At 67.9% G+C, this 18,566-nt stretch carries 14 protein-coding genes; 6 read left to right on the plus strand and 8 right to left on the minus strand.

From position 1 onward, the window contains the following. Positions 1–18: 18 nt before the first annotated feature. The 3 genes from WG209_RS24465 to WG209_RS24475 form a co-directional block, all read right to left on the minus strand. On the minus strand, positions 19–495 hold the full coding sequence (locus WG209_RS24465; RefSeq protein WP_337177734.1) for a YfbM family protein: 477 nt from the start codon (positions 493–495) through the stop codon (positions 19–21). 177 nt (positions 496–672) lie between these two features. Further along, complete coding sequence (locus tag WG209_RS24470; protein WP_337177735.1) at positions 673–2,469, minus strand: 30S ribosomal protein S1; 1,797 nt, start codon at positions 2,467–2,469, stop codon at positions 673–675. A gap of 392 nt (positions 2,470–2,861) precedes the next feature. Then, on the minus strand, positions 2,862–3,053 hold the full coding sequence (locus WG209_RS24475) for an antitoxin family protein (protein WP_337177736.1): 192 nt from the start codon (positions 3,051–3,053) through the stop codon (positions 2,862–2,864). A gap of 167 nt (positions 3,054–3,220) precedes the next feature. On the opposite strand from WG209_RS24475, the gene WG209_RS24480 reads away from it, so the two are divergent. Then, positions 3,221–3,745, plus strand: coding sequence for a DUF3568 family protein (locus WG209_RS24480; RefSeq protein ID WP_337177737.1), 525 nt, complete (start codon positions 3,221–3,223; stop codon positions 3,743–3,745). Positions 3,746–4,450: 705 nt separating this feature from the next. On the opposite strand, the gene WG209_RS24485 is transcribed toward WG209_RS24480, so the two are convergent. Continuing rightward, positions 4,451–5,407, minus strand: a complete 957-nt coding sequence (locus tag WG209_RS24485; RefSeq protein ID WP_337177738.1) for an aldo/keto reductase — start codon at positions 5,405–5,407, stop codon at positions 4,451–4,453. 202 nt (positions 5,408–5,609) lie between these two features. On the opposite strand from WG209_RS24485, the gene WG209_RS24490 reads away from it, so the two are divergent. From WG209_RS24490 to WG209_RS24505, 4 genes are all read left to right on the plus strand, one after another. Beyond that, positions 5,610–6,317, plus strand: a complete 708-nt coding sequence (locus tag WG209_RS24490) for an HAD family phosphatase (RefSeq protein ID WP_337177739.1) — start codon at positions 5,610–5,612, stop codon at positions 6,315–6,317. Further along, complete coding sequence (locus WG209_RS24495) at positions 6,287–6,997, plus strand: CAAX prenyl protease-related protein (RefSeq protein WP_337177740.1); 711 nt, start codon at positions 6,287–6,289, stop codon at positions 6,995–6,997. Before WG209_RS24490 ends, WG209_RS24495 begins: the two co-directional genes overlap by 31 nt. Positions 6,998–7,029: 32 nt before the next feature. Next, positions 7,030–7,395 (plus strand): hypothetical protein, encoded by a 366-nt coding sequence (locus WG209_RS24500; protein ID WP_337177741.1) that lies wholly within the window; start codon positions 7,030–7,032, stop codon positions 7,393–7,395. A 284-nt stretch (positions 7,396–7,679) separates the two neighbouring features. Continuing rightward, complete coding sequence (locus WG209_RS24505; RefSeq protein WP_337177742.1) at positions 7,680–8,876, plus strand: rhomboid family intramembrane serine protease; 1,197 nt, start codon at positions 7,680–7,682, stop codon at positions 8,874–8,876. A gap of 68 nt (positions 8,877–8,944) precedes the next feature. Here the strand turns inward: WG209_RS24505 and WG209_RS24510 are convergent, their stop codons facing one another. Both WG209_RS24510 and WG209_RS24515 read right to left on the minus strand, forming a co-directional pair. Next, entirely contained in the window at positions 8,945–9,790 is an 846-nt protein-coding gene (locus WG209_RS24510; protein ID WP_337177743.1) for a PEP-CTERM sorting domain-containing protein, read from the minus strand. A 257-nt stretch (positions 9,791–10,047) separates the two neighbouring features. After that, positions 10,048–11,499 (minus strand): TolC family protein, encoded by a 1,452-nt coding sequence (locus WG209_RS24515; protein ID WP_337177744.1) that lies wholly within the window; start codon positions 11,497–11,499, stop codon positions 10,048–10,050. Positions 11,500–11,882: 383 nt separating this feature from the next. On the opposite strand from WG209_RS24515, the gene WG209_RS24520 reads away from it, so the two are divergent. Next, positions 11,883–14,843 (plus strand): zinc-dependent metalloprotease, encoded by a 2,961-nt coding sequence (locus WG209_RS24520; RefSeq protein ID WP_337177745.1) that lies wholly within the window; start codon positions 11,883–11,885, stop codon positions 14,841–14,843. Positions 14,844–15,214: 371 nt separating this feature from the next. Here the strand turns inward: WG209_RS24520 and WG209_RS24525 are convergent, their stop codons facing one another. Both WG209_RS24525 and WG209_RS24530 read right to left on the minus strand, forming a co-directional pair. After that, the gene (locus WG209_RS24525; RefSeq protein ID WP_337177746.1) at positions 15,215–16,339 is read right to left on the minus strand and encodes an ISAs1 family transposase; all 1,125 of its coding nucleotides are present in this window, start codon (positions 16,337–16,339) and stop codon (positions 15,215–15,217) included. A gap of 946 nt (positions 16,340–17,285) precedes the next feature. Then, a complete protein-coding gene (locus WG209_RS24530; RefSeq protein WP_337177747.1) occupies positions 17,286–18,281 on the minus strand; it encodes a transposase in 996 nt (331 codons plus the stop codon). Positions 18,282–18,566 lie beyond the last annotated feature (285 nt).

Genomic DNA, 18,566 nt, shown 5'->3' on the forward strand with positions numbered 1-18,566 from the left:
GATCACCTCCCTTGGCCCTCAGGCGATCTCGAATATGAGCAAGTCGCCCGAAGCCGCCGTCTCCGCGATGAATTCCCGCATCTCGCGGAAGGTCGCGACCAGGGCCGCCCGCAGCTCGCCCTCCGGCTCATCCCAGATTCTGGGGTAGATATCCTCGGCGGCGAATCGCGAGGCGTCGAAGGTCGACCAGAATCGGTCGTCCCGCATGTCGCGCAAGAACTCATCGATCCGGCGCGTCTCCGCTGGGTCGTAAATCCTGGGCGGCCCGTAGCCCCCGGATACGTGCCACTCCCGGCCTCCGGTCAAAAGGAAGCCCGCCGCGCCCGAATCGTCCCCCGCCGCCCCGACCAGCAGCGCGTGGATGGCGTGCCAGTCCTTCTCCAGCGAGAGGGGCGGTGGATTGTCGCGATCCAGCAGCTCCCAGAGCGCGTAGGGGTCGTCTCCATCGAGGCGGGCGAGGTCATCCTCGGAACACCGATAAAGATTGCCGATCATGCTCATGGTAGTCCCCCGCGGTCTCCTGGCCCGCCGCCCGTGGCGACGACTCGGGGCGCACGATACCGCTGGGCGGAGGCCCGGGGAAGCACGGCGCCTTCGAAATGAGAAACGCCGCCCCGGGGGAGTCCCGGGGCGGCGTCGGTCAACCTACCTTCGCGGAGCGAGGGCGTCGGATCACTCTTCGTCGGAGGCGGGGGCGCCGCCCATGCTGAAGAGGGGGCCGCCGCCGCCGAGGCCGCCCTTGAGTTCCTTCTGCTCCTTGGACTCCTTGGGGGCCGTCGACGTGGAGGAGGCGCCGGCCTCGGCCCCTTCCTCGGTCGTCTCGGGCTCGTCGTCGGGCGACCAGTGGGCCTTCTTGCGGGAGAGGCCGATCTTGCGCTCGCCGCGGTCGACGCGGAGGATCTTCACCTCGATCTCGTCGCCGACCTTGACGACGTCTTCCGGGCTCTCGACCTTGTGGTCGGCCAGCTCGGAGATGTGGAGGAGGCCCTCAAGCCCGGGCTCCAGCTCGACGAAGACGCCGAAGTTGGTGAGCTTGGTGACCTTCCCCTTGACGACGTCGTTGGGCTCGTAGCGGCCGGGGATGTCGGTCTCCCACGGGTCTTCCTTGAGCTGCTTGAGCCCCAGGGCGATCCGCTTGCGGTCCTGGTCGACGTTGAGCACCTGGCAGCTGATGCGCTGGCCCTTCTCGAGCACCTCGTTGGGGTGGCCGATCTTGCGGGTCCAGCTCATGTCGGAGATGTGCAGGAGGCCGTCGATGCCCTCCTCGATCTCGATGAACGCGCCGTAGTTGGTCAGGTTGCGGACGGTGCCGTCGACCATCGTGCCCGGCGGGTACTTCCCGGCGACCTGGTCCCAGGGGTTGACCTGGGTCTGCTTCATGCCGAGGGAGATTTCCTGCTTGTCCTTGTTGATGCCGAGGACGACCACGTCGATCTTGTCGCCGGTGTTGACCAGCTCGCTCGGGTGGTTGATGCGCTTGGTCCAGGACATCTCGGAGATGTGGACCAGGCCCTCGATGCCCTCCTCGAGCTTGACGAAGGCGCCGTAGGACATGACGTTGACGACCTCGCCGGCGACGCGGGTGCCCACCGGGTACTTGTCGGCGACGTTCTCCCAGGGGCTGGCGCTCTTCTGCTTGAGGCCCAGGGCGATCTTCTCGCGCTCGCGGTCGACCTGGAGGACCTTGACCTCGATCTGGTCGTCGATCTTGAGCATGTCGCTGGGGTGGTTGATGCGCCCCCAGCTCATGTCGGTGATGTGCAGCAGGCCGTCGATGCCGCCGAGGTCGACGAACGCGCCGAAGTCGGCGATGTTCTTGACCGTCCCCTTGCGGAGCTGGCCGACCGCGATCTCCTCCATCAGCGCCTTCTTCTGCTGCTCGCGAGTGATCTCGATGAGCTTGCGGCGGCTGACGACGATGTTGTGGCGGGCCTCGTCGATCTTCAAGATCATGCAGTCGATCTCTTGATCGATGAAGTCGGCGATGTCGGACGGGCGGCGGATGTCGACCTGGCTGGCGGGCAGGAAGACGTTCACGCCGATGTCGACCAGCAGACCCCCCTTGATCTTGCGGGTGACCTTGCCGCGCACCACGTCGTTCTCGTGGTGCTTGGAGATGACCTGCTCCCAGGCGCGCTTGCGGTGCGCCTTCTTGCGGGAGAGGACGATCTCGCCGGTCTCGTCCTCCATCCCCTCGAGCAGGACCTCGACCTCGTCGCCGGGCTCGGGCGGGGGCTCGTTCTCCCACTCGTTCAGGGAGACGAGGCCCTCGGACTTGTATCCGACGTCGACGACCACCTGGTCGCCGACGATCTCGATGACCTTGCCGGGGACGATCCCGCCGATCTCGAAGTTCTGCCCCTCGCCGAGGAACTCCTCGAGGCTCTTCGGATCCTCGCCGGCCGTGATCACGGCGGCCAACTCGTCTTCGTTGACGTCGAATTCGCGGAGGAGGTTGCGATCTACCATGAAATCCTGGGTTCGTGATGTCTTCCGCGGCCAGGCCGATCCGACGACCGGGGCGGACTCGCCGGCCCGCGACGCGCCGCCGCCCGATTGGGGCGCTCCGGGCGACTCGCGAGGCGCGACGAAAGTCGAGAAACGGACACGTCCCGACACGCGCGGGACGGATGGACCATACCCCATCCTATCCGCGATCGCGAGCCCCTGACAACCTGACTTCCCAGGCCCGCCGACTTTCCGCGGCGCCCGCGAGCAAGAGCGTCCGGAAGACGCCCGAGGCCGCCGCGCGCCACTGGTCTCCCCGCTCCCAGCGGGCAATCAATCCGCCAGTATCACTGGAAGACCGCGCTCACCGCTGGTGCTCGTTGTGGCGCGGCGCCATCCGGGGAGCCCCCGTTCTAACGATGCGAGAGGATCGCGTGGCTCCTCGCCAATCCCGGGTCGAGATGGGCGAACTCGGGTTCGGTGGGCCGGAGTTGCCTGAGCCCCTCGACCTTCGGATCGACCTTCACCTCGCATCCCTCGAGCAGGTCCACGGGCTCGATCGGGCGGAATACGCCGTTCCCGTGGACGGCGGCGATGGTCTTCATGGCGCGGCTCTTCGGGGGCGGCGGTCGTCCTCGGCTATTCTACCAGCCCGGGCCGTCGGCCGTCGTTGCCGGCCTTGACCGGTCGCGCGGGGGGCGATAGCGTGCCGGGCGATCGGCCGCCCGAGGGTTCGGGCCTCGTCGATCGCGGGGGCGGAGGCTGCGGCGAAATGCGAAGGCGAGCGAAGCGACGTGCGACCCTGGCGGCCCTGCTGGCTCTCGCGCCGGGCTGCGCGCTCCCCAAGCCGGCGACGGCCCCGATCAGCCGGGAGTTCGAATTCTCCGCCGGCCAGGGGTCGCGCACTTTCCCCGCGCCGGCCGCCGTCGTCTCCGTAGCCGTCGCCGAGGCGCTCGCCGACCTCGAGATGCGCGACGTCCGCTCGATGCGCGACGGGGCCGTGCTCCGCTACGAGTCCGTCACCCCGGACGACCGCTCCTGCTCCGTGACCGTCCGGAGCCTGGCAGGCTCCTCCACGACCACGGCTCGCGTCGGCTGGTTCGGCGACCAGGCCCTGTCCCGCGCGCTGCTCGACCGGGTCGCCGTGCGGCTGGGCGAACTCCCCCCCGAGCCGATCCCGGATGAACTCCCCAGCACGCCGGGGCGCAACCCGTTCTTCTCGCGCGACGCGGTGCCCGACGAGGTGATGCTGCGCGACCAGGCCGACGCCACCTACAACGACCGCGTCATCCCCTGAGCCTGGCCGGGGAAGCACGCTACCCCGGCGGGGCACGGTCGAGACCGACGCCACACCGAGGTAATCTGGGTAATTTAACGCCAAGATTGGCGAGATCGTTGGCCCACGGCGGCCCGGTCCGATGCCTGCGTCCATGCGGGATCGGGATCCGGGCCGTGTGGCCGAACGTGGATGGACCGTCCCGGCGAGGCCGAGGGGGACCATCCAAGGAGAAGGCCGTACCCGACGCGCGCATCCTTGCCGCCGGGAAATCGGACCTTGCGCTTCGATGGGAGTGCCGCGTCACCGGGACCGGTGGCGGCCGATTTGCATGAAAGGGATAATATGATGACGAAACGGACTGCGACAGGACGTAAACTTGACCTCGTATCGGCGTCATGTCGCGAACGATCGTCAAAATACGATCAAACCTCGGGCGAGTCAACCCACGGCCTGATTTTTCCGGCGGTGCCGCGGCGGGCGTGACGGCCCCCGTTCTCAGGCCCAGCGGCCCCGCGTCCAGCGGCGGGCCCCGCATCGGCGACTTCGCCCGGCCATCGGGCGCGATCCCAAGGCCACGCCCCGATCCCGCTGGGATCGGGCTCGCCCCTGGCCAAACTAGACGTGGTTCGGTGCGTTTAGGTTGATATTAAAGGACGTTCCCCCCGGCGCGGCGCGGAAGGGTCCGCCGCGCCGCGACGGGGGGCGATGGCCGGCCGCGCGGCGTCAGGCGCTGGCCGCGTCCAGCCGCTTGACGGCCTCGGCGTCGAGGTCGAGCGTGACGGCCTTCACGAGGTCGTCGAGCTGCTCGACGCTCGTGGCGCTGGCGATGGGGGCGGTGACGGAGGGGCGGGCGATGAGCCAGGCGAGGGCCACGCTCGCCGGCTTCACGCCGAGCCCGGCGGCGATCTCGTCCAGCGCCTTGACGACTCCCAGGCCCTTCTCGTTCAGGTACTTCCGGACGCTCCCCCCGCGCGTGGCGCTCTTGGAAAGGTCGGCCTCGGAGCGGTACTTGCCGGTCAGGAAGCCGCTGGCGAGCGAGTAGTACGGGATGACGCCGATCTTCTCCCGGAGGCAGAGGGGCTCCAGCTCCGCCTCGAACGCGCCGCGCTCCACCAGGTTGTAGTGGGGCTGGAGGCATTCGTAGCGGACCAGTCCGTCGGCCTCGCTGATCTTGAGGGCCTCGGAGAGCCGGGCGGCGGAGAAGTTGGACGCGCCCACGACGCGGACCTTCCCCTGCTTGACGAGCTGGTCGTAGGCGGCCAGCGTCTCCTCCTGCGGGGTGGCGGGGTCCTCGTCCTTGTGGGATTGGTACAGGTCGATGCGGTCGGTCTGGAGCCGACGGAGCGAGTCCTCCACGGCGCGGAGGATGTAGGCCTTGCTCAGGCCGACCTTGCCGTCGCCCATGTCCATGCCGACCTTCGTCGCCAGGACGACCGAGTCGCGCTTGCCCGACGCCTTGAACCACTTGCCGAGGATCGTCTCGGACTCGCCCCCCTGGTTCCCCGGGGCCCAGCGCGAGTAGACGTCGGCGGTGTCGATGAAGTCGAGCCCGGCGGCGACGAAGGCGTCGAGGACGCGGAACGACGTCGCCTCGTCGATCGACCACCCGAACACGTTCCCCCCCAGGCACAGCGGGGCGACCAACAGTTCCGACCGGCCGATCTGCCTCTTCCGCATCATCTTGATCCTCGCAAGGGTGAATCGCCCCGCGCCCGGACTCGCCCGGGCGGGGCCTCGTCGGCATTGTAGGCCGGCCGTAAACCCGGCCGCGTCCGGGTGATGCCGGGCGACATGGCCGCGACGTTGGGAAACGGGTAAGCTCTCGGGACGGCCCGCCCGGGATGGTCGGGCCGCCGTCACGACCCGAGGGATCTCCGCGACGATGCAACCGACGATCGAGGCCGTGGCGTTCGACCTGGACGGCCTGATGTTCGACACCGAGGCGCTGTTCTTCCGCGTCGCCCGCGAGACGCTGGAGGCCCGAGGCGGCCGGTTCACGGCCGAGATGATGGCCGCGATGATCGGCCGGCGGGCCGTCGAGGCCGGGCACGTCCTCCAGTCCATGAGCGGGATCGAAGCCGACCCGGAGGAGCTGCTGGGGCACGTCCGCGACCGCTACCTCGCCGTGCTCGACACCGACGCTGCCCCCACCCCCGGGCTGGCGACCCTGCTGGACGAGCTGGAGCGGCGGTCGCTGCCGAAGGCCGTCGCCACTTCGTCGCGGCGGGCCCACGCGGAGCGGCTGCTGGGAGGCCACGGGTTCCTGGATCGGTTCGCCTTCGTGCTGGGCTCGGAGGACGTCGAGCGCGGCAAGCCGGACCCGGAAATCTACCGGAAGGCGGCGGAAGGTTTGGGGGTGGCCGCCGGGCGCCTTATGGTGTTGGAGGACAGCCCGGCGGGCGTCGCCGCCGCGAAGGCCGCCGGGGCGTTCGTCGTGGCCGTGCCGCACGAGCACAGCGCGGCCGCGGGCCTGGCCCCGGCCGACCTCATCGTCCCCCGCCTCGACGCCCCCGCGCTGCTGGCGCGGCTGGGCTCCCGACCCGAAACCGGAGACCGTCGATGTCCTCCCCCGACGCCCCCGCCCCGATGACCGCCGACGTCCCCGAGACCGAGACCCGCGACTTCATGCCCTACGTCGCGCCCATGTTCGCCTACGTCGCGCTCTCCAGCCTGGAGGGGTATCTCCCCTCGACCGGCTGGTATCCCGCGGCCTACGCGGTCAAGGCTGCGATCGTCGCGGCGATCATGTGGCATTACCGATCGACCTGGCGAGACCTCCGGCCCATGCCGGGCGTCCTGGACCTGGTGCTGGCGGTGGCGACGGGGCTGGTGGTCGTCGCCATGTGGGTCGGCCTCGACGGCCTGTATCCCGACCTGCCGTTCATGGGGGGGGCACGCCAGGCGTTCGACCCGAACGAGCTGGGGACGGGGGGCAAGTGGGCGTTCATCGGCGTGCGGATGATCGGCCTGGTGCTGCTGGTCCCGGTCTTCGAGGAGCTGTTCTGGCGTTCGTTCCTGATTCGGTTCGTCATCGACCAGGAGTTCTGGAAGGTCCCGATCGGCCAGGTGACGTGGATGTCGGCCGGGGTGGTCTCCGCGCTATTCGCGCTGGCGCACCCGGAATGGCTCCCGGCGCTGCAGACGGGACTGCTCTGGGCGTGGCTGCTGTGGTACACCAGATCCGTGTCGGCATGCGTGGTCAGCCACGTCGTCGCGAACCTGGCGCTGGGCATCTACGTCGTCGCGACCGGGGCCTGGAAGTTCTGGTGAGACGCGGGCCGCCGGGATGAACGGAGGGGAGCGTGTCGATCGAGCCGCCGAAGCCCGCGAAGCCATCCGTGATGCCCCCCGCGTGGGCGGTGATCGTCGCCCTGATCCCGAACGTGCCGGCGCTCTTCTTCATTTGGTTCCTGTTCCTCCGTTGCGGCTGCACTCACTACGCGCCGGGATTCACCGAGGCGAAGTTCGCCTCCTTGAAGGAAGGGATGACGGCCGCCGAGGTCGAGACGATCATGGGCCCTCCCCTGGCCCGGATCGAATACAAGGATGGCTTGGCCTTGTGGACCTACAGCGATCGCGACGACGACAGCTGCGGATATGAGAAGCGATGCGTCCACCTGAAGTCGGGTAAAGTCACGATCATCGAGAAGATGACCTGGATCGAGTGATCGCGAGCCCTCGGCAGGGGCGTGATGTTTCGAGTAGACGCGACGCCGATTGGGCTCCCAATGTCTTCCCCCCTCGCGGGGGAGGACAGACTCCGAAGGAGTCAGGTGAGGGGGACGACGAGCATGGACACCGTTGGGATCCGAAAGGTCGTCCTACCCGCTCGGGATCCCGCCGGCCGTCTCGCCTGTCTTCCCCCTCATCCGGCCCTTCGGGCCACCTTCCCCCGCGAGGGGGGAAGGACGTTGTTCGAAGCCTGCGGGCGCGGTGAGATCGGAGGCCCGAGGTGATCATCCCCTGGGGGACCGACGCCCCGATCTACCACCGCCCGATCGCCACGATCGGCGTGATGATCGCGTGCGTCGTGGCGTTCGCGGTCGACCCGAAGCACGAGCATACGCAATACATGCTGGCGCTGGGGGACGGGATCCACCCGTTGCAGTGGGTCACGAACATCTTCCTCCACGGCGACATCTTCCACCTGCTGGGGAACCTGCTGTTCCTCTGGGCGTTCGGCATCGTCGTCGAGGGGAAGGTCGGCGCGATCGGCTTCGTCGCCCTGTTCGTGGCGATGGGGACGTTCCAGAGCGCTCTCATCCAGGCGTTCGCCGACCCCGGCCACGCGAGGTACATGCTGGGGGCGTCGGGCTCGATCTACGGCCTGATGGCCCTCTGCATGATCTGGGCGCCGCGCAACGACCTTTATTGCCTGGTGATCCTATCCGGCTTCATGCGGATCCTGGTCTTCCAGCCCGAGATCCCCATCCTCTGGTTCTCGGCCTTCTACATCGCGTGGGAGGTGATGGTCGCGAGCCTGCTGTCGCTGTCGGCGTCGTCCTCGCTGGCCCACGCGACCGGGGGGCTGGGGGGCGTGATCCTGGGCCTACTGCTGCTGAAGCTGGACCTCGTCGATTGCGAGGGCTGGGACCTGATCTCGCGCATGCGGCACGGCCGGACGGGGACGATGCACCGGACCGAGAAGAAGCGGACCCAACGCTCGCTGGTCGAGCGGGTCCACAAGAAGGCGAAGAAGGCCCGGAAGGCGCGCGCGGCCGGCGAGGATCCCGACCTCCTCGCCGCGCGGACGCTCCGCGAGCACCTCGACGCCGACGAGACCGAGGCCGCGATGGGCTTCTATCGCGCGTTTCGGCGCAAGCGTCCCGCCTGGCGGCCCCCCGACCCGGAGCGAGTCGATCTCATCAAGGCGCTCGCCGCCGTCGGCCAGTGGGAGGACGCCGCCGGGGTGATGCGGGCGTACCTGGACGAGTCCCGCCTCCCCTCCCCCAAGATCCGCCTGAAGCTGGCCGAAGTGCTGATCCGACGCCTGGATCGCCCCGTCGCCGGCCTGCGCGTGCTGGAGCAAACCCCCGTCTCCGACCTCCCCGCCAACCTCGCCGAGGGCCGCCGCAAGCTGGAGGCGATGGCCCGCCGCCTCCTGGACGAGGGGACGTTGGAACTGGACGACCCGGTCCAGGCGATCTAGCCCCCGACCCGCGTGGCCGAGGCCGTGGGATTCGTCGCCCGCGACGGGTCGCGCGGCAGTTCGTCGGCTCAGCCCGGGCGTCGCCGGGACCGCGACCAGGCCGGGACGATCACGGCGAGCGCGCCCGCGCCGAGCATGAGGAAACTCGTCGGCTCCGGGACCGCGAAGAACGCCGACTTGTTGGCGAGGAGGTGGTCGACCTCCCAGTCATTGAGGCCGAGGTCGGGATAATTCCACCACTCGCCCATCACCGTCGTCCCCCAGGTCCCGCCGTAGGCGTCCGGGTGCGGCAGCCCGAAGGCGTGGCCAAGCTCGTGAGCCGCCGCCCCGATCTGGAGCCGTCGGCCGGACCACCAGTATTCGCCCTCCTGGACATCCCCCTGAAGGCTGTCGATGGCCCAATCACCGAGGATGCCCCAGCCACCGTCGGCGCCGCCGAAGACTCGACCGCCGGCCCAGCCCCCCGCCCCCTTCACGAAGATCAGCACGGTGTAGCCGTCCTCGTTCTGGCCGGGGGGCGTGGGGTAGCCTCGCGCGTGGAGTTCCTCGACGACCGCCGCCTCGACGTTGCCGACGATATCGACGCCGTCCGTGTAGATGTTGCCGCCGTTCCACTCGATGCCGTAACCCTCCTTGGCCTGATTCCCCTGGACGACTTGCAGGTCATTCAGCCGGAACGTCCGACCGCCGAGGGCGTCGCCGTAGAAGCCCTGGATGGCGGCCATGGCCGAGCGGATCGCCGCGGCTTCCTCCTGGACTTCCGCGCCGTTGACGTCCCAGTCGGTCGGGCTGAACAGGATCGGCAGCACCGAGTACTTCGGCCAGGGATAAGCCGGGGAAGGGTCCGCTTTCGCCCGCGAACCCGGCGCGAGCACGCCCGCCATGCAGACAAGGGAGAGGACAACGCGCCTCATCGTTCGATCCTCCTGTGCGGGAGTCGATCCGGGCCGTCCAGGGCCACGTTGCCCGGGCACGCGAATCGCGCGGTTCGTCGCGTTCACGCGACGTGTCCGCCGTCGGACTCCCGCGAGGGTGTATTGTGCACATCATTCGAGGCGCTTCAAGTGGATCGAAGTGGCCTGTATGATGTTTTTTCAATCGCGTTGTCGCGGCGGATGCACAAGTCGACCACCACGGGACGAGCGACCTTCAGGGTAGGGGCGTGGGCGCGTCAGCCGCTGTTGCCCCGATAAGGTCGACCCACCGGAACGCCCCCGCCGGGCGGGGTGTTGACGACGGACCCTTCCCCCGGGGGTTGCAGGCGACCGGACCCGGGGGGCCGGAGCGTCCCGACCTCGACGGCCTCCTCGACGAGTTGCAGGCCGTCGATCGCCACCTCCGCGCGCCGAAGCTCCAGCAACTCCTCGATGTACTTGACGGACGCTTCCGCGTACGCCGAGCGGGAGGACTGGACTCGGGAATAGTTCGCCTGTTCCGCCGCGAACTCCTCCAGGTAGATCTCGAAGGCGCGTCGCGCCCTCGGCAAGATCCCGTCGCCGAAGCGACGCAGGTTCACGAGGCCCGTCCGATGATGGTTGAAGTCGCGGGCCAGGCGCTGCTGGAGGTTGAGCCGAACCCGATCCACGTCGCGTCGGAGTTCCAAAAGCGCGCGTTCGGCCGCGTAAATGTTGCCGCGGTTGCGGTCCCAGAGCGGGAGATCGGCATAGAGGCGGGCATAGCCGGTGGTCCGGCCGTTGTTGGGGTCGTGAGTCGTCCCGAGGCGGACGACCAGGTCGGGGATGGGCTCCCGCCGCTCGCGCTCCAGGCTCAACTCCTGGCGACGGACAATCAGCTCGGCGACCCGCAGCTCGGGGCTCTCGCGCAACAGGCGGTCCAAAGTCGGCTCCCAGGAGAACTCTCGCATCTCGCCGCCCAAACCCCCGTCGATCTCGACGGGCCGCATGTCGGGATCGCCGAGATACGCGGCGAGTTCCCGCCACGAGTTGAGGTAACGCTCCGCAAGGACCTCGAGCGAGCGAGCTTCCTCCGCGGCCTCGTTCTCGGCCGTCAGCAAGTCGGCCTCGGAGGCGTGGCCCGATTCGACGTTCTCACGGGTCGTCCTCACCACCTCATCGGCCCGGGCCGTCAACTCCTTCCCCAGGCGCAGCAGATCTTGTTGCGCGAGGACCTGGAGGCACCGCATGCGGACGCCGTTCCTCACCAGCATTTGTTGCTCGACCACCAGCCAGCGGTGGCTCTCGACGTCCACCTCGAGGCGAGCCCGGTTCAACCGAAGCTTGCCGCCCGTGACGACGGGCTGCTGGAACAACGCCTGCTGCTGGCCCGCGGTCCCCTGCTCGCCCAGGTCGGGGGCGCTCCAGATGATGAGCGGGTTCGGATACGCCCCGGCCTGGAACGCCCGGCCGCGCGCCTGTTCGAAGCGATCCACGGCCTGGGCGATCGTAGGGTTGCGTTCCAGGGCGATCCGCTCCAAGTCCTCCGGGATGAGCCGCGCCAACGGGGACGCTTCGACCGGGCGCGGGGGCGGGGGCGGGAGAGCGGCGACGGCGAAGCGTCTCGGCGGCGGGATGGGGAGGGCGAGCGGGGCTTCCTCGGCCCTCGCGGCGGTCGCGAGCAGGGCGGTGGTCAGCAAGAGGTATAGGCCGATCGTCCGGGTCCGCATGCCTTGAACCCCTCCCGCCCGAACCGTTCTCGTCGCGATGACCGGCATATTCCTTGATATCGGACGGCCTGGGCGGCGGGGCCAGTCCGTCTCGGCCAGCGGCGTGGCGTCGGCTTCGGGATAACCGTTGCGATCGCGAGAGTCGCGTCGGGCGGCCGCCGCTTGATGCCCGTATCCTCGACCGAGGTTGCAAACTCCGAATCGCTTCGTCACGATTGAAGGGTGGCGCGTGCGGGGGAGGATGAACGGTCCTGGTTCATCCCGCCTCTCCCGGTCGTCGGCGTCCCCTCCTCTCTTTCCTGGGCCGCCGTCGCGCGTCTCTCTCCCGCAATCTTCCGCCTCGGCATCTCGGCATCGCACACCACGGTTTCGCGGAGGGCTCCATGAGTCGCATCGGTCGATTCGGTCTATTTGCCACTCTGGCGCTGGGGGCCGTCCCGGCGGTCGTCGCGCAGGATGCCCAGGTCGTCGAGAACCTCCCGCCGGGCGCGGCGAAGGTGGACGTCCCGGCGGCTCTGTCCGGGGTCGTGAGGCCGGGAGACGCGAGCAAGTTCCGCCCCTTCGACGACGTCGTGAAGGACGCCGAGAAGGTCGAGGGCCTGTTCACGCTCTACAAGAGCAAGGACGGGGCCAACCTCTACGCCGAGATCCGCCCCGACCAGTTCAACCAGACGCTGCTGGTCCCGGTGACGATCGCCCGCGGCATGGCGAACGCCGGCATGCCCGTCGGCGACGACGACCTGGTGCTGGTCTTCAAGCGGGTGGGCGACCGGATCCAGGTGATCCGCCGCAACATCTTCTACAAGGCCCCGGCCGGCACGCCGATCGAGAAGGCGGTGAAGCAGAACTACACCGACTCGATCATCATGGCCCTGCCGATCGTCACCGTGAACATGCTGCGCGGCGGCGCCCCGCTGGTCGACCTGTCGGAAGTCTTCATGACCGACTTCGCGCAGCTCGGCCTGGGGCCGATCGACCGGAATCGGAGCGCGTGGCAGAAGGTGAAGGGGTTCCCGAACAACATGGAACTCCAGCTCGAGACGACCTTCGCCGGCGGCCGGGGCCGGGGGGGCGACGGCGGGATCGCCGATCCCCGCGGCAACACGGTCGTCATCCACTACAGCCTGATGAAGACCCCGGACGCGGGCTACAAGCCCCGCCAGGCCGACGACCGCGTGGGATATTTCCTCTCGGCCGCGAAGGACTTCGGCGTCTCCGGGCAGGACGGCAACTTCGTCCGCTACATCTACCGCTGGCGGCTGGAGAAGGCCGACCCCCGCGCCAAGCTCTCCGCGCCCAAGAAGCAGATCGTCTGGTACGTCGAGGACACCGTCCCGCGGGAGTACCGGCCCTATGTTGAGGAGGGCATCCTCGAATGGAACAAGGCGTTCGAGAAGATCGGCTTCCGCAACGCCCTGGCCGTCCGTTGGCAGGAGGAGGGCCGCGACGACTTCGACCCCGAGGACGCCAACTACTGCACGTTCCGCTGGGTCGCCAGCGAGAGCGGATCGGCCATGTCGTGCGTCCGGGCCAACCCGATGACCGGCGAGATCATCGACGGCGACGTCATCTTCGATTCGAGCTGGATCCGCCACTGGAAGCAGGAGTACGCGCTCCTCGTCGGGACGACCACGAAGGCCGACGGCGAGCTTGAGTCGACCCCGCTGGCGATCGGCGAGGTCGTCAGCCCGATCCTCGCCTCCAAGATGGGCTACGGCGTCCCCCAGGCGATGGGCCTCCCCGGCCTCGACCTGCTCTCCCACGCCCCCGGCCAGATGGTCCCCGAGCTGATTCCGGCCGACCAGGGCGTGTTCCAGTGGCGGCTGGCCCAGAACATCGCCCGCAACGCCCGCGGCTTCTGCCAGCGCCAGCAGGGGTTCACCCAGGACCTCACCCTGGCCGCCGTCAGCCTGGTCGCCGCCCCGGCCGACCCCCCCAAGGAGGGTGAGAAGAAGGACGACGAGAAGAAGGACGGCGACAAGAAGGAAGAGAAGAAGGACGAGAAGACGAAGGACGAACTGCCCGAGGAATTCATCTCCCAGGCGATCAAGGAAGTGGTGATGCACGAGGTGGGCCACTCGCTGGGCCTGCGTCACAACTTCAAGGCGAGCACGATCCTCTCCGCCGACCAGCTCAACGACACCGCGCTCACGCGGGAGAAGGGCCTGGGCGGCAGCGTGATGGACTACAACCCGGTGAATCTCGCCCCTCCGGGCAAGAAGCAGGGCGACTACTACTCCACCACCCTCGGCCCTTACGACTACTGGGCCATCGAGTACGGCTACTCGCAGGTCGAGGGCAACGAGGAGGCCGAGCTGAAGAAGATCGCCTCGCGCGCCGCCGAGAAGGATCTCGTCTACGCCACCGACGAGGACGTCGTGCTCAACGACGACCCCTACGTCAACCGCTGGGACCTGGGCTCCGACCCCACCCAGTTCGCCCGCGACCGGATCGAGCTGTCCCGCGAGCTGCTCAAGGACCTGGACTCGCGCGTCGTGAAGGACGGCGAGCCCTGGGCCCGCATGAGGCGCGCCTTCAGCGTGCTTCTGAACCAGTGGGGCAACGCCGCGGCGCTGGCCTCGCAGCACGTCGGCGGCCAGTCGGTCTCGCGCGACCACAAGGCCGACAAGGACGGCCGCGACCCGATCGAGCCGATCCCCGGCGACAAGCAGCGCGAGAACCTCAAGTTCCTGGCCGAGCACGTCCTGACCGACAAGGACTTCAACTTCTCGCCGTCCGTCATGCGGCGCCTCGGCAACGAGCGCTGGATGCACTGGGGCAGCCCGAACGTCTTCTCCGGCCCCAGCGCCGACATCTCGGTGTATGAGCGCGTCCTGGGGATCCAGCGGATCGTCCTGAGCCGCTGCCTGAGCGGGACGACCCTCGCGCGGCTCCAGAACCAGGAGTTGCAGTCCGACCCGGGCTCGTCCCCGCTGCGGATGGACGAGGTCTTCCGCTCCCTGACCGACGCCATCTGGGCCGACCTGGACAAGCTGCCGACGAAGGACGAGAAGGACGCCAAGCCCGGCCTCTCCACGATCCGTCGCAACCTCCAGCGCGAGCACCTGCGGCGGCTGGGGACGATGGTGGTCGGCACCGGCGGCTCCTCCGGCCTCGGCGACCACGCCGCGTTCGTCGTGGTGCTCGGCGGCGGGGGCGGCGGCGTCCCGGCCGACGCACGTTCGCTGGCCCGCCTCCACCTCAAGGAGATCGCCGATCGCATCGGCAAGGAGCTTGAGGCCAAGGGCGCCCAGCTCGACGACACGACGCGGGCGCACCTGGAGGAGAGCAAGGAGAAGATCGCCAAGATCCTCGACGCCCGCGTCGACGCGCGCGAGCTTTGATCCCAGGTTGAACCCGCCGGCCGCTCGGCCTGCTCCCTCGCGGGGGGCGGGCGGCCTGGCGTATATCCGCTGATTCAGGGGAGGCCGCAGCTGTAGGCCGAGCAAGGACCGACAGGAGCCACATGACCGTCGGCGCCTCTTCATTTTCCACGGAGGACCGGCGCCGGCAACTCGAAGGGACGTTCGACTACTGGGAGCAAGCCGGGCCTCGGGCCATCTGGGACGCTACATGGGAACTAACGTCCGAATGGCTCCTTCTCCGAGACGTCGATCCTTCCACTCCGCTCGTGGGCAAGGACGTCAGCGGCATCCTCCCCGTCCCCTGGATGAGATTACGCCGCGGCTAAGGGGGGATGGCAGGGCCAACGCATCTAAATTGCCGGGAAACCCCGTAGGACTCGCATCAGATAGCCTTCGTCGAGGGCTGCACTGAGCCGCTTGGCTTTGATGCTCCCCTTTCCGGGGTCCTGTTGCAGCAGCGAGACGGCGGCACGCCGGACCAGCCCCAGGTTCGCCCCGGCGTGGCCGGACGCCGTCCGGTTCGAGTCCTCGCCGAAGGCCACGTCGAGCACCCAATGCAGTTGGTTCTCCACCGACCAATGCCGCCGAACCAGCCGCCTGAGCTGCTCCGCCGTGCCTAGCAGGCTCGTGATGTAGTAATGGGCCGTGCTGGTGTTGGTCCCTCGCACCGCCCGCTCCCGCCCGACCAGCACCACCGCCGCCACGTCCGGCCACCCGGGCGGTAGCCCGTCGGGGTCGTGGATGACGGTGACATACCGTTCCTCGTGACGCCCGTGGCCGTCCTCGACCGCCTCGTGGCCGTCGTGGTCGAACCCGGCGAAGTCCGCCTCGCAGGCCCGGTCGAACACCCCCAGCACCGCCTCGTGCAGGCTCGGCTGGTTCCCCTTGACGGCCAGCAGGTAATCCCCGCCCCCGCCCCGGATCTGCTTGGCGATCGCCTTCTGGCAGCCGGCGGCGTCGATCGTCACCAACGCCCCCTTCAACGCCAGCACCTTCAGGAGTTCGGGGATGGCGGCGATCTCGTGCGACTTATCGGCCACCGGCTCCTGGCCCAGGATCAGCCGGTTCTCGGCGGCCCACGCACCGACCAGGTGGAGGCACCCGCTGAAGGTGTCCCCGGGGGCGGCCCGCACCGCCTTGCCGTCGATGGCGATGTGCCGCAGTCCCGTGGCCTCGCACACCGCTTCCATCCACCGGGTGACGCACCCGGCGAACCGCTTCGGGTCGAGCCGTGTGAACACCCGGTAGAACGTGTCGTGCGAGGGGACGCCGTTGGGCAGGGTCAGAAAGGTCTTCAGCCAACCCTGCTTGGCCCGCCCGAACCGCTCGACCTCCTCCCACGAGTCGGCCCCGGCGATGGTCGCACACAGGGCGATGACCAGGATGTCGCCGAGGGTGTGCTTCTTGGTGCGGTCGACCCGGGGGTCGGGCAGGTCGGCGAAGTAACGGGCGAGGGACGGGTCGTCATGCGGCATGGCAGGTCCTCCGTGGACCCGTCGGTATACACGGAAGTCATGCCCCGGTCACGAGTTCAAGATGCGTAGGCCCTGGGGGGGATGGAGTGTTGACGATTGACAGGGTTTGTGGATTTATATGTAAAATCGCTGCAAATCGAGTTTTTTTTCTGGAAGTGCCAAGTGGGGATTGCGTGATTTTTGTCTATTTGGCGGGAAGCGGGGGTGATTCTTTAGGCGTCCCATAAGAATGTTCATTACGGGCGTCGATCTTCTCGTCGACGCGCCAGGTCCTACCGTCTTCGGTCTGATACTGAATTCGCCCATCTGGCGTGTCCTGAATTGTGTCAAGCTCGATCCTACCATGGGGTGTTATCGTGTTTGCCTGACTATCTTTGAATCGTTCGCTGCGACTTCGATTGTCCTTCGGAGCTTCTGATGATCCCCCACATCCACTACAGGTCACTGAGAAGCACAAGGCTAGAATAAGGGAAAAGGCCAGAGGATAGCTCTTATTCATGGATTGCGTCCGATTACATTAGGCCGATTTGATCGGCAGCGAGTCGGTTCGCGACTTGCCGAATCGACTGCTCTTGCCAACTTTGAAGATCGTTTAGTCGCTCTCGAATTTCACGCTCGAATTCTGCCCCAACCCGGTTTCCCAACAGGGCCAGATGCGCCGATATGGCAGTCTGAGTATCGCCACGCCGGTCTTCCAAGCGTCCGAGGATATAATCCCACACTTGCCGAGCGGCAAGAATGAAAAAGACCGGGAGAGCCATCATCAAGCCGACTTTGCCTAGTCGAGTCAACGGCATCAGCAGTAAAGCGGACTCCGCTGTGCCCCTGATGGCTTGGCCCAGAACTGGGCTGTGACTCACTGTTTGAGCCTGCCTTACTGTCTCGCTCAACTCGACATGGATCATGTCGATCAGGCGATTATCGAGGAAGTCAGCTGAAATAGGACTTACGCAGTGGGCGGTATCCGGTGGAGGGGCCGGCTCCGGTAGGCGCGGACGGCGTCGCGGACGACGGCGGCCTTGGCCTCGTACCAGCTGACCCCGGTGGCGTAGAAGCTCCACGACAGCCGGGCGAACGCCCGGATCGCCATCCCGATATGGTTCCGCTGGGCGCGGGCGGATCGCGCCTGACATCGCTCGACGTTGCAGCACTGCTTCAGCGCCCGGTGGTATTCCTCCACGGCCCAGCACCGCTCGGCCAGCTCCTGGCGGCCCAGCTCGTCCATCGCCAGGTCGTTGGTCGCCCAGTATTCAACGTCCCCGTCTCGGGAGACCGCCTTGAACACGCGGAGCGGGCCGAACCCCTCCAGATGGACGACGACCCCGCCGTCGCCGATCGTCAGCCGCGAGACCGGCCGGTAGCCGGCGCGGTCGAGGTCGACGCGGCGGTTGGACTTCAGCTGGGTGAGGAAGGTCCAGCCCAGGTCGCGGACCCGCTTGAGGTTCGCGAGGCTGGAATACCAGCTGTCGAAGAGGACCGCCCGCGGCCGGAAGCCGCGGGCCGCCGCCCGGGCGATCATGGCCGCGAAGTGGTCGTTCTTGGTCAGGCCGTCGACGGGGGCGTCGTAGACGCGGTAGTCGACCGGCATGCAGCGGTCGCCGTCGGACCAGACCAGGCTGACGAGGTTGATGCCCCAGACGACCTTGCGATGCTTGCCCGACCAGTGGCGGTGGACCGGCGCGATCTTCCTGGAGTAGAGCTTGTCGAGCGTGGAGTCGTCGAGGATCAGGACGCCGTCGTCCTTGCGCAGCAGCGGCTCGACCTCGGCCCAGAGCGCCTCGGGGTCGGGCTCCAGGCGGTGGAGCAGCCGGGTGTAGGCGTCGTGGGCGGCCGGGGCCGGGCCGTCCGGCCCGCTCCGCGCCGCCTCGCAGCAGCTGGCCGCCCGCGGCGTGGCGATCAGGAAGTCGATGTAGTCCTCGTCGCTGCACTTGGCTCGGCTCATACGCCGATCCTACGACCGGGGGTGGGACGGCGCAATCTGTCCCGATGTCTACTACTGCGTAACTCCTATGAAAGTTGTGTGCCAAATTGGCTGATGTGTTGCTTCCATTTTAATGAAAGCGATCTGCAATACTCTCCCCATTCTGACACTCCTCACTTAACTCCACCGTGGCGCGTGGTCCGGGGGAGGTTGGAGGCGGCCCCAGATCTCGTCGAGCTTGAGGGCGAGGAAGCGGACGAGGGTGCGGCGGCGGCGCCAGCCGTAGCGGACCTTCTCCAGCAGGCG

It is taken from the genome of Paludisphaera sp. (assembly GCF_037189885.1).
Classification (GTDB): domain Bacteria; phylum Planctomycetota; class Planctomycetia; order Isosphaerales; family Isosphaeraceae; genus Paludisphaera.

What these genes read in the sequence shown, in the direction of transcription:
- WG209_RS24515 (WP_337177744.1), bottom strand. Translation starts at nt 11,499, where the DNA reads ATGCGGACCCGGACGATCGGCCTATACCTCTTGCTGACCACCGCCCTG.
- WG209_RS24510 (WP_337177743.1), bottom strand. Translation starts at nt 9,790, where the DNA reads ATGAGGCGCGTTGTCCTCTCCCTTGTCTGCATGGCGGGCGTGCTCGCG.
- WG209_RS24470 (WP_337177735.1), bottom strand. Translation starts at nt 2,469, where the DNA reads ATGGTAGATCGCAACCTCCTCCGCGAATTCGACGTCAACGAAGACGAG.
- WG209_RS24485 (WP_337177738.1), bottom strand. Translation starts at nt 5,407, where the DNA reads ATGATGCGGAAGAGGCAGATCGGCCGGTCGGAACTGTTGGTCGCCCCG.
- WG209_RS24475 (WP_337177736.1), bottom strand. Translation starts at nt 3,053, where the DNA reads ATGAAGACCATCGCCGCCGTCCACGGGAACGGCGTATTCCGCCCGATC.
- WG209_RS24490 (WP_337177739.1), top strand. Translation starts at nt 5,610, where the DNA reads ATGCAACCGACGATCGAGGCCGTGGCGTTCGACCTGGACGGCCTGATG.
- WG209_RS24530 (WP_337177747.1), bottom strand. Translation starts at nt 18,281, where the DNA reads ATGAGCCGAGCCAAGTGCAGCGACGAGGACTACATCGACTTCCTGATC.
- WG209_RS24495 (WP_337177740.1), top strand. Translation starts at nt 6,287, where the DNA reads ATGTCCTCCCCCGACGCCCCCGCCCCGATGACCGCCGACGTCCCCGAG.
- WG209_RS24520 (WP_337177745.1), top strand. Translation starts at nt 11,883, where the DNA reads ATGAGTCGCATCGGTCGATTCGGTCTATTTGCCACTCTGGCGCTGGGG.
- WG209_RS24465 (WP_337177734.1), bottom strand. Translation starts at nt 495, where the DNA reads ATGATCGGCAATCTTTATCGGTGTTCCGAGGATGACCTCGCCCGCCTC.
- WG209_RS24480 (WP_337177737.1), top strand. Translation starts at nt 3,221, where the DNA reads ATGCGAAGGCGAGCGAAGCGACGTGCGACCCTGGCGGCCCTGCTGGCT.
- WG209_RS24525 (WP_337177746.1), bottom strand. Translation starts at nt 16,339, where the DNA reads ATGCCGCATGACGACCCGTCCCTCGCCCGTTACTTCGCCGACCTGCCC.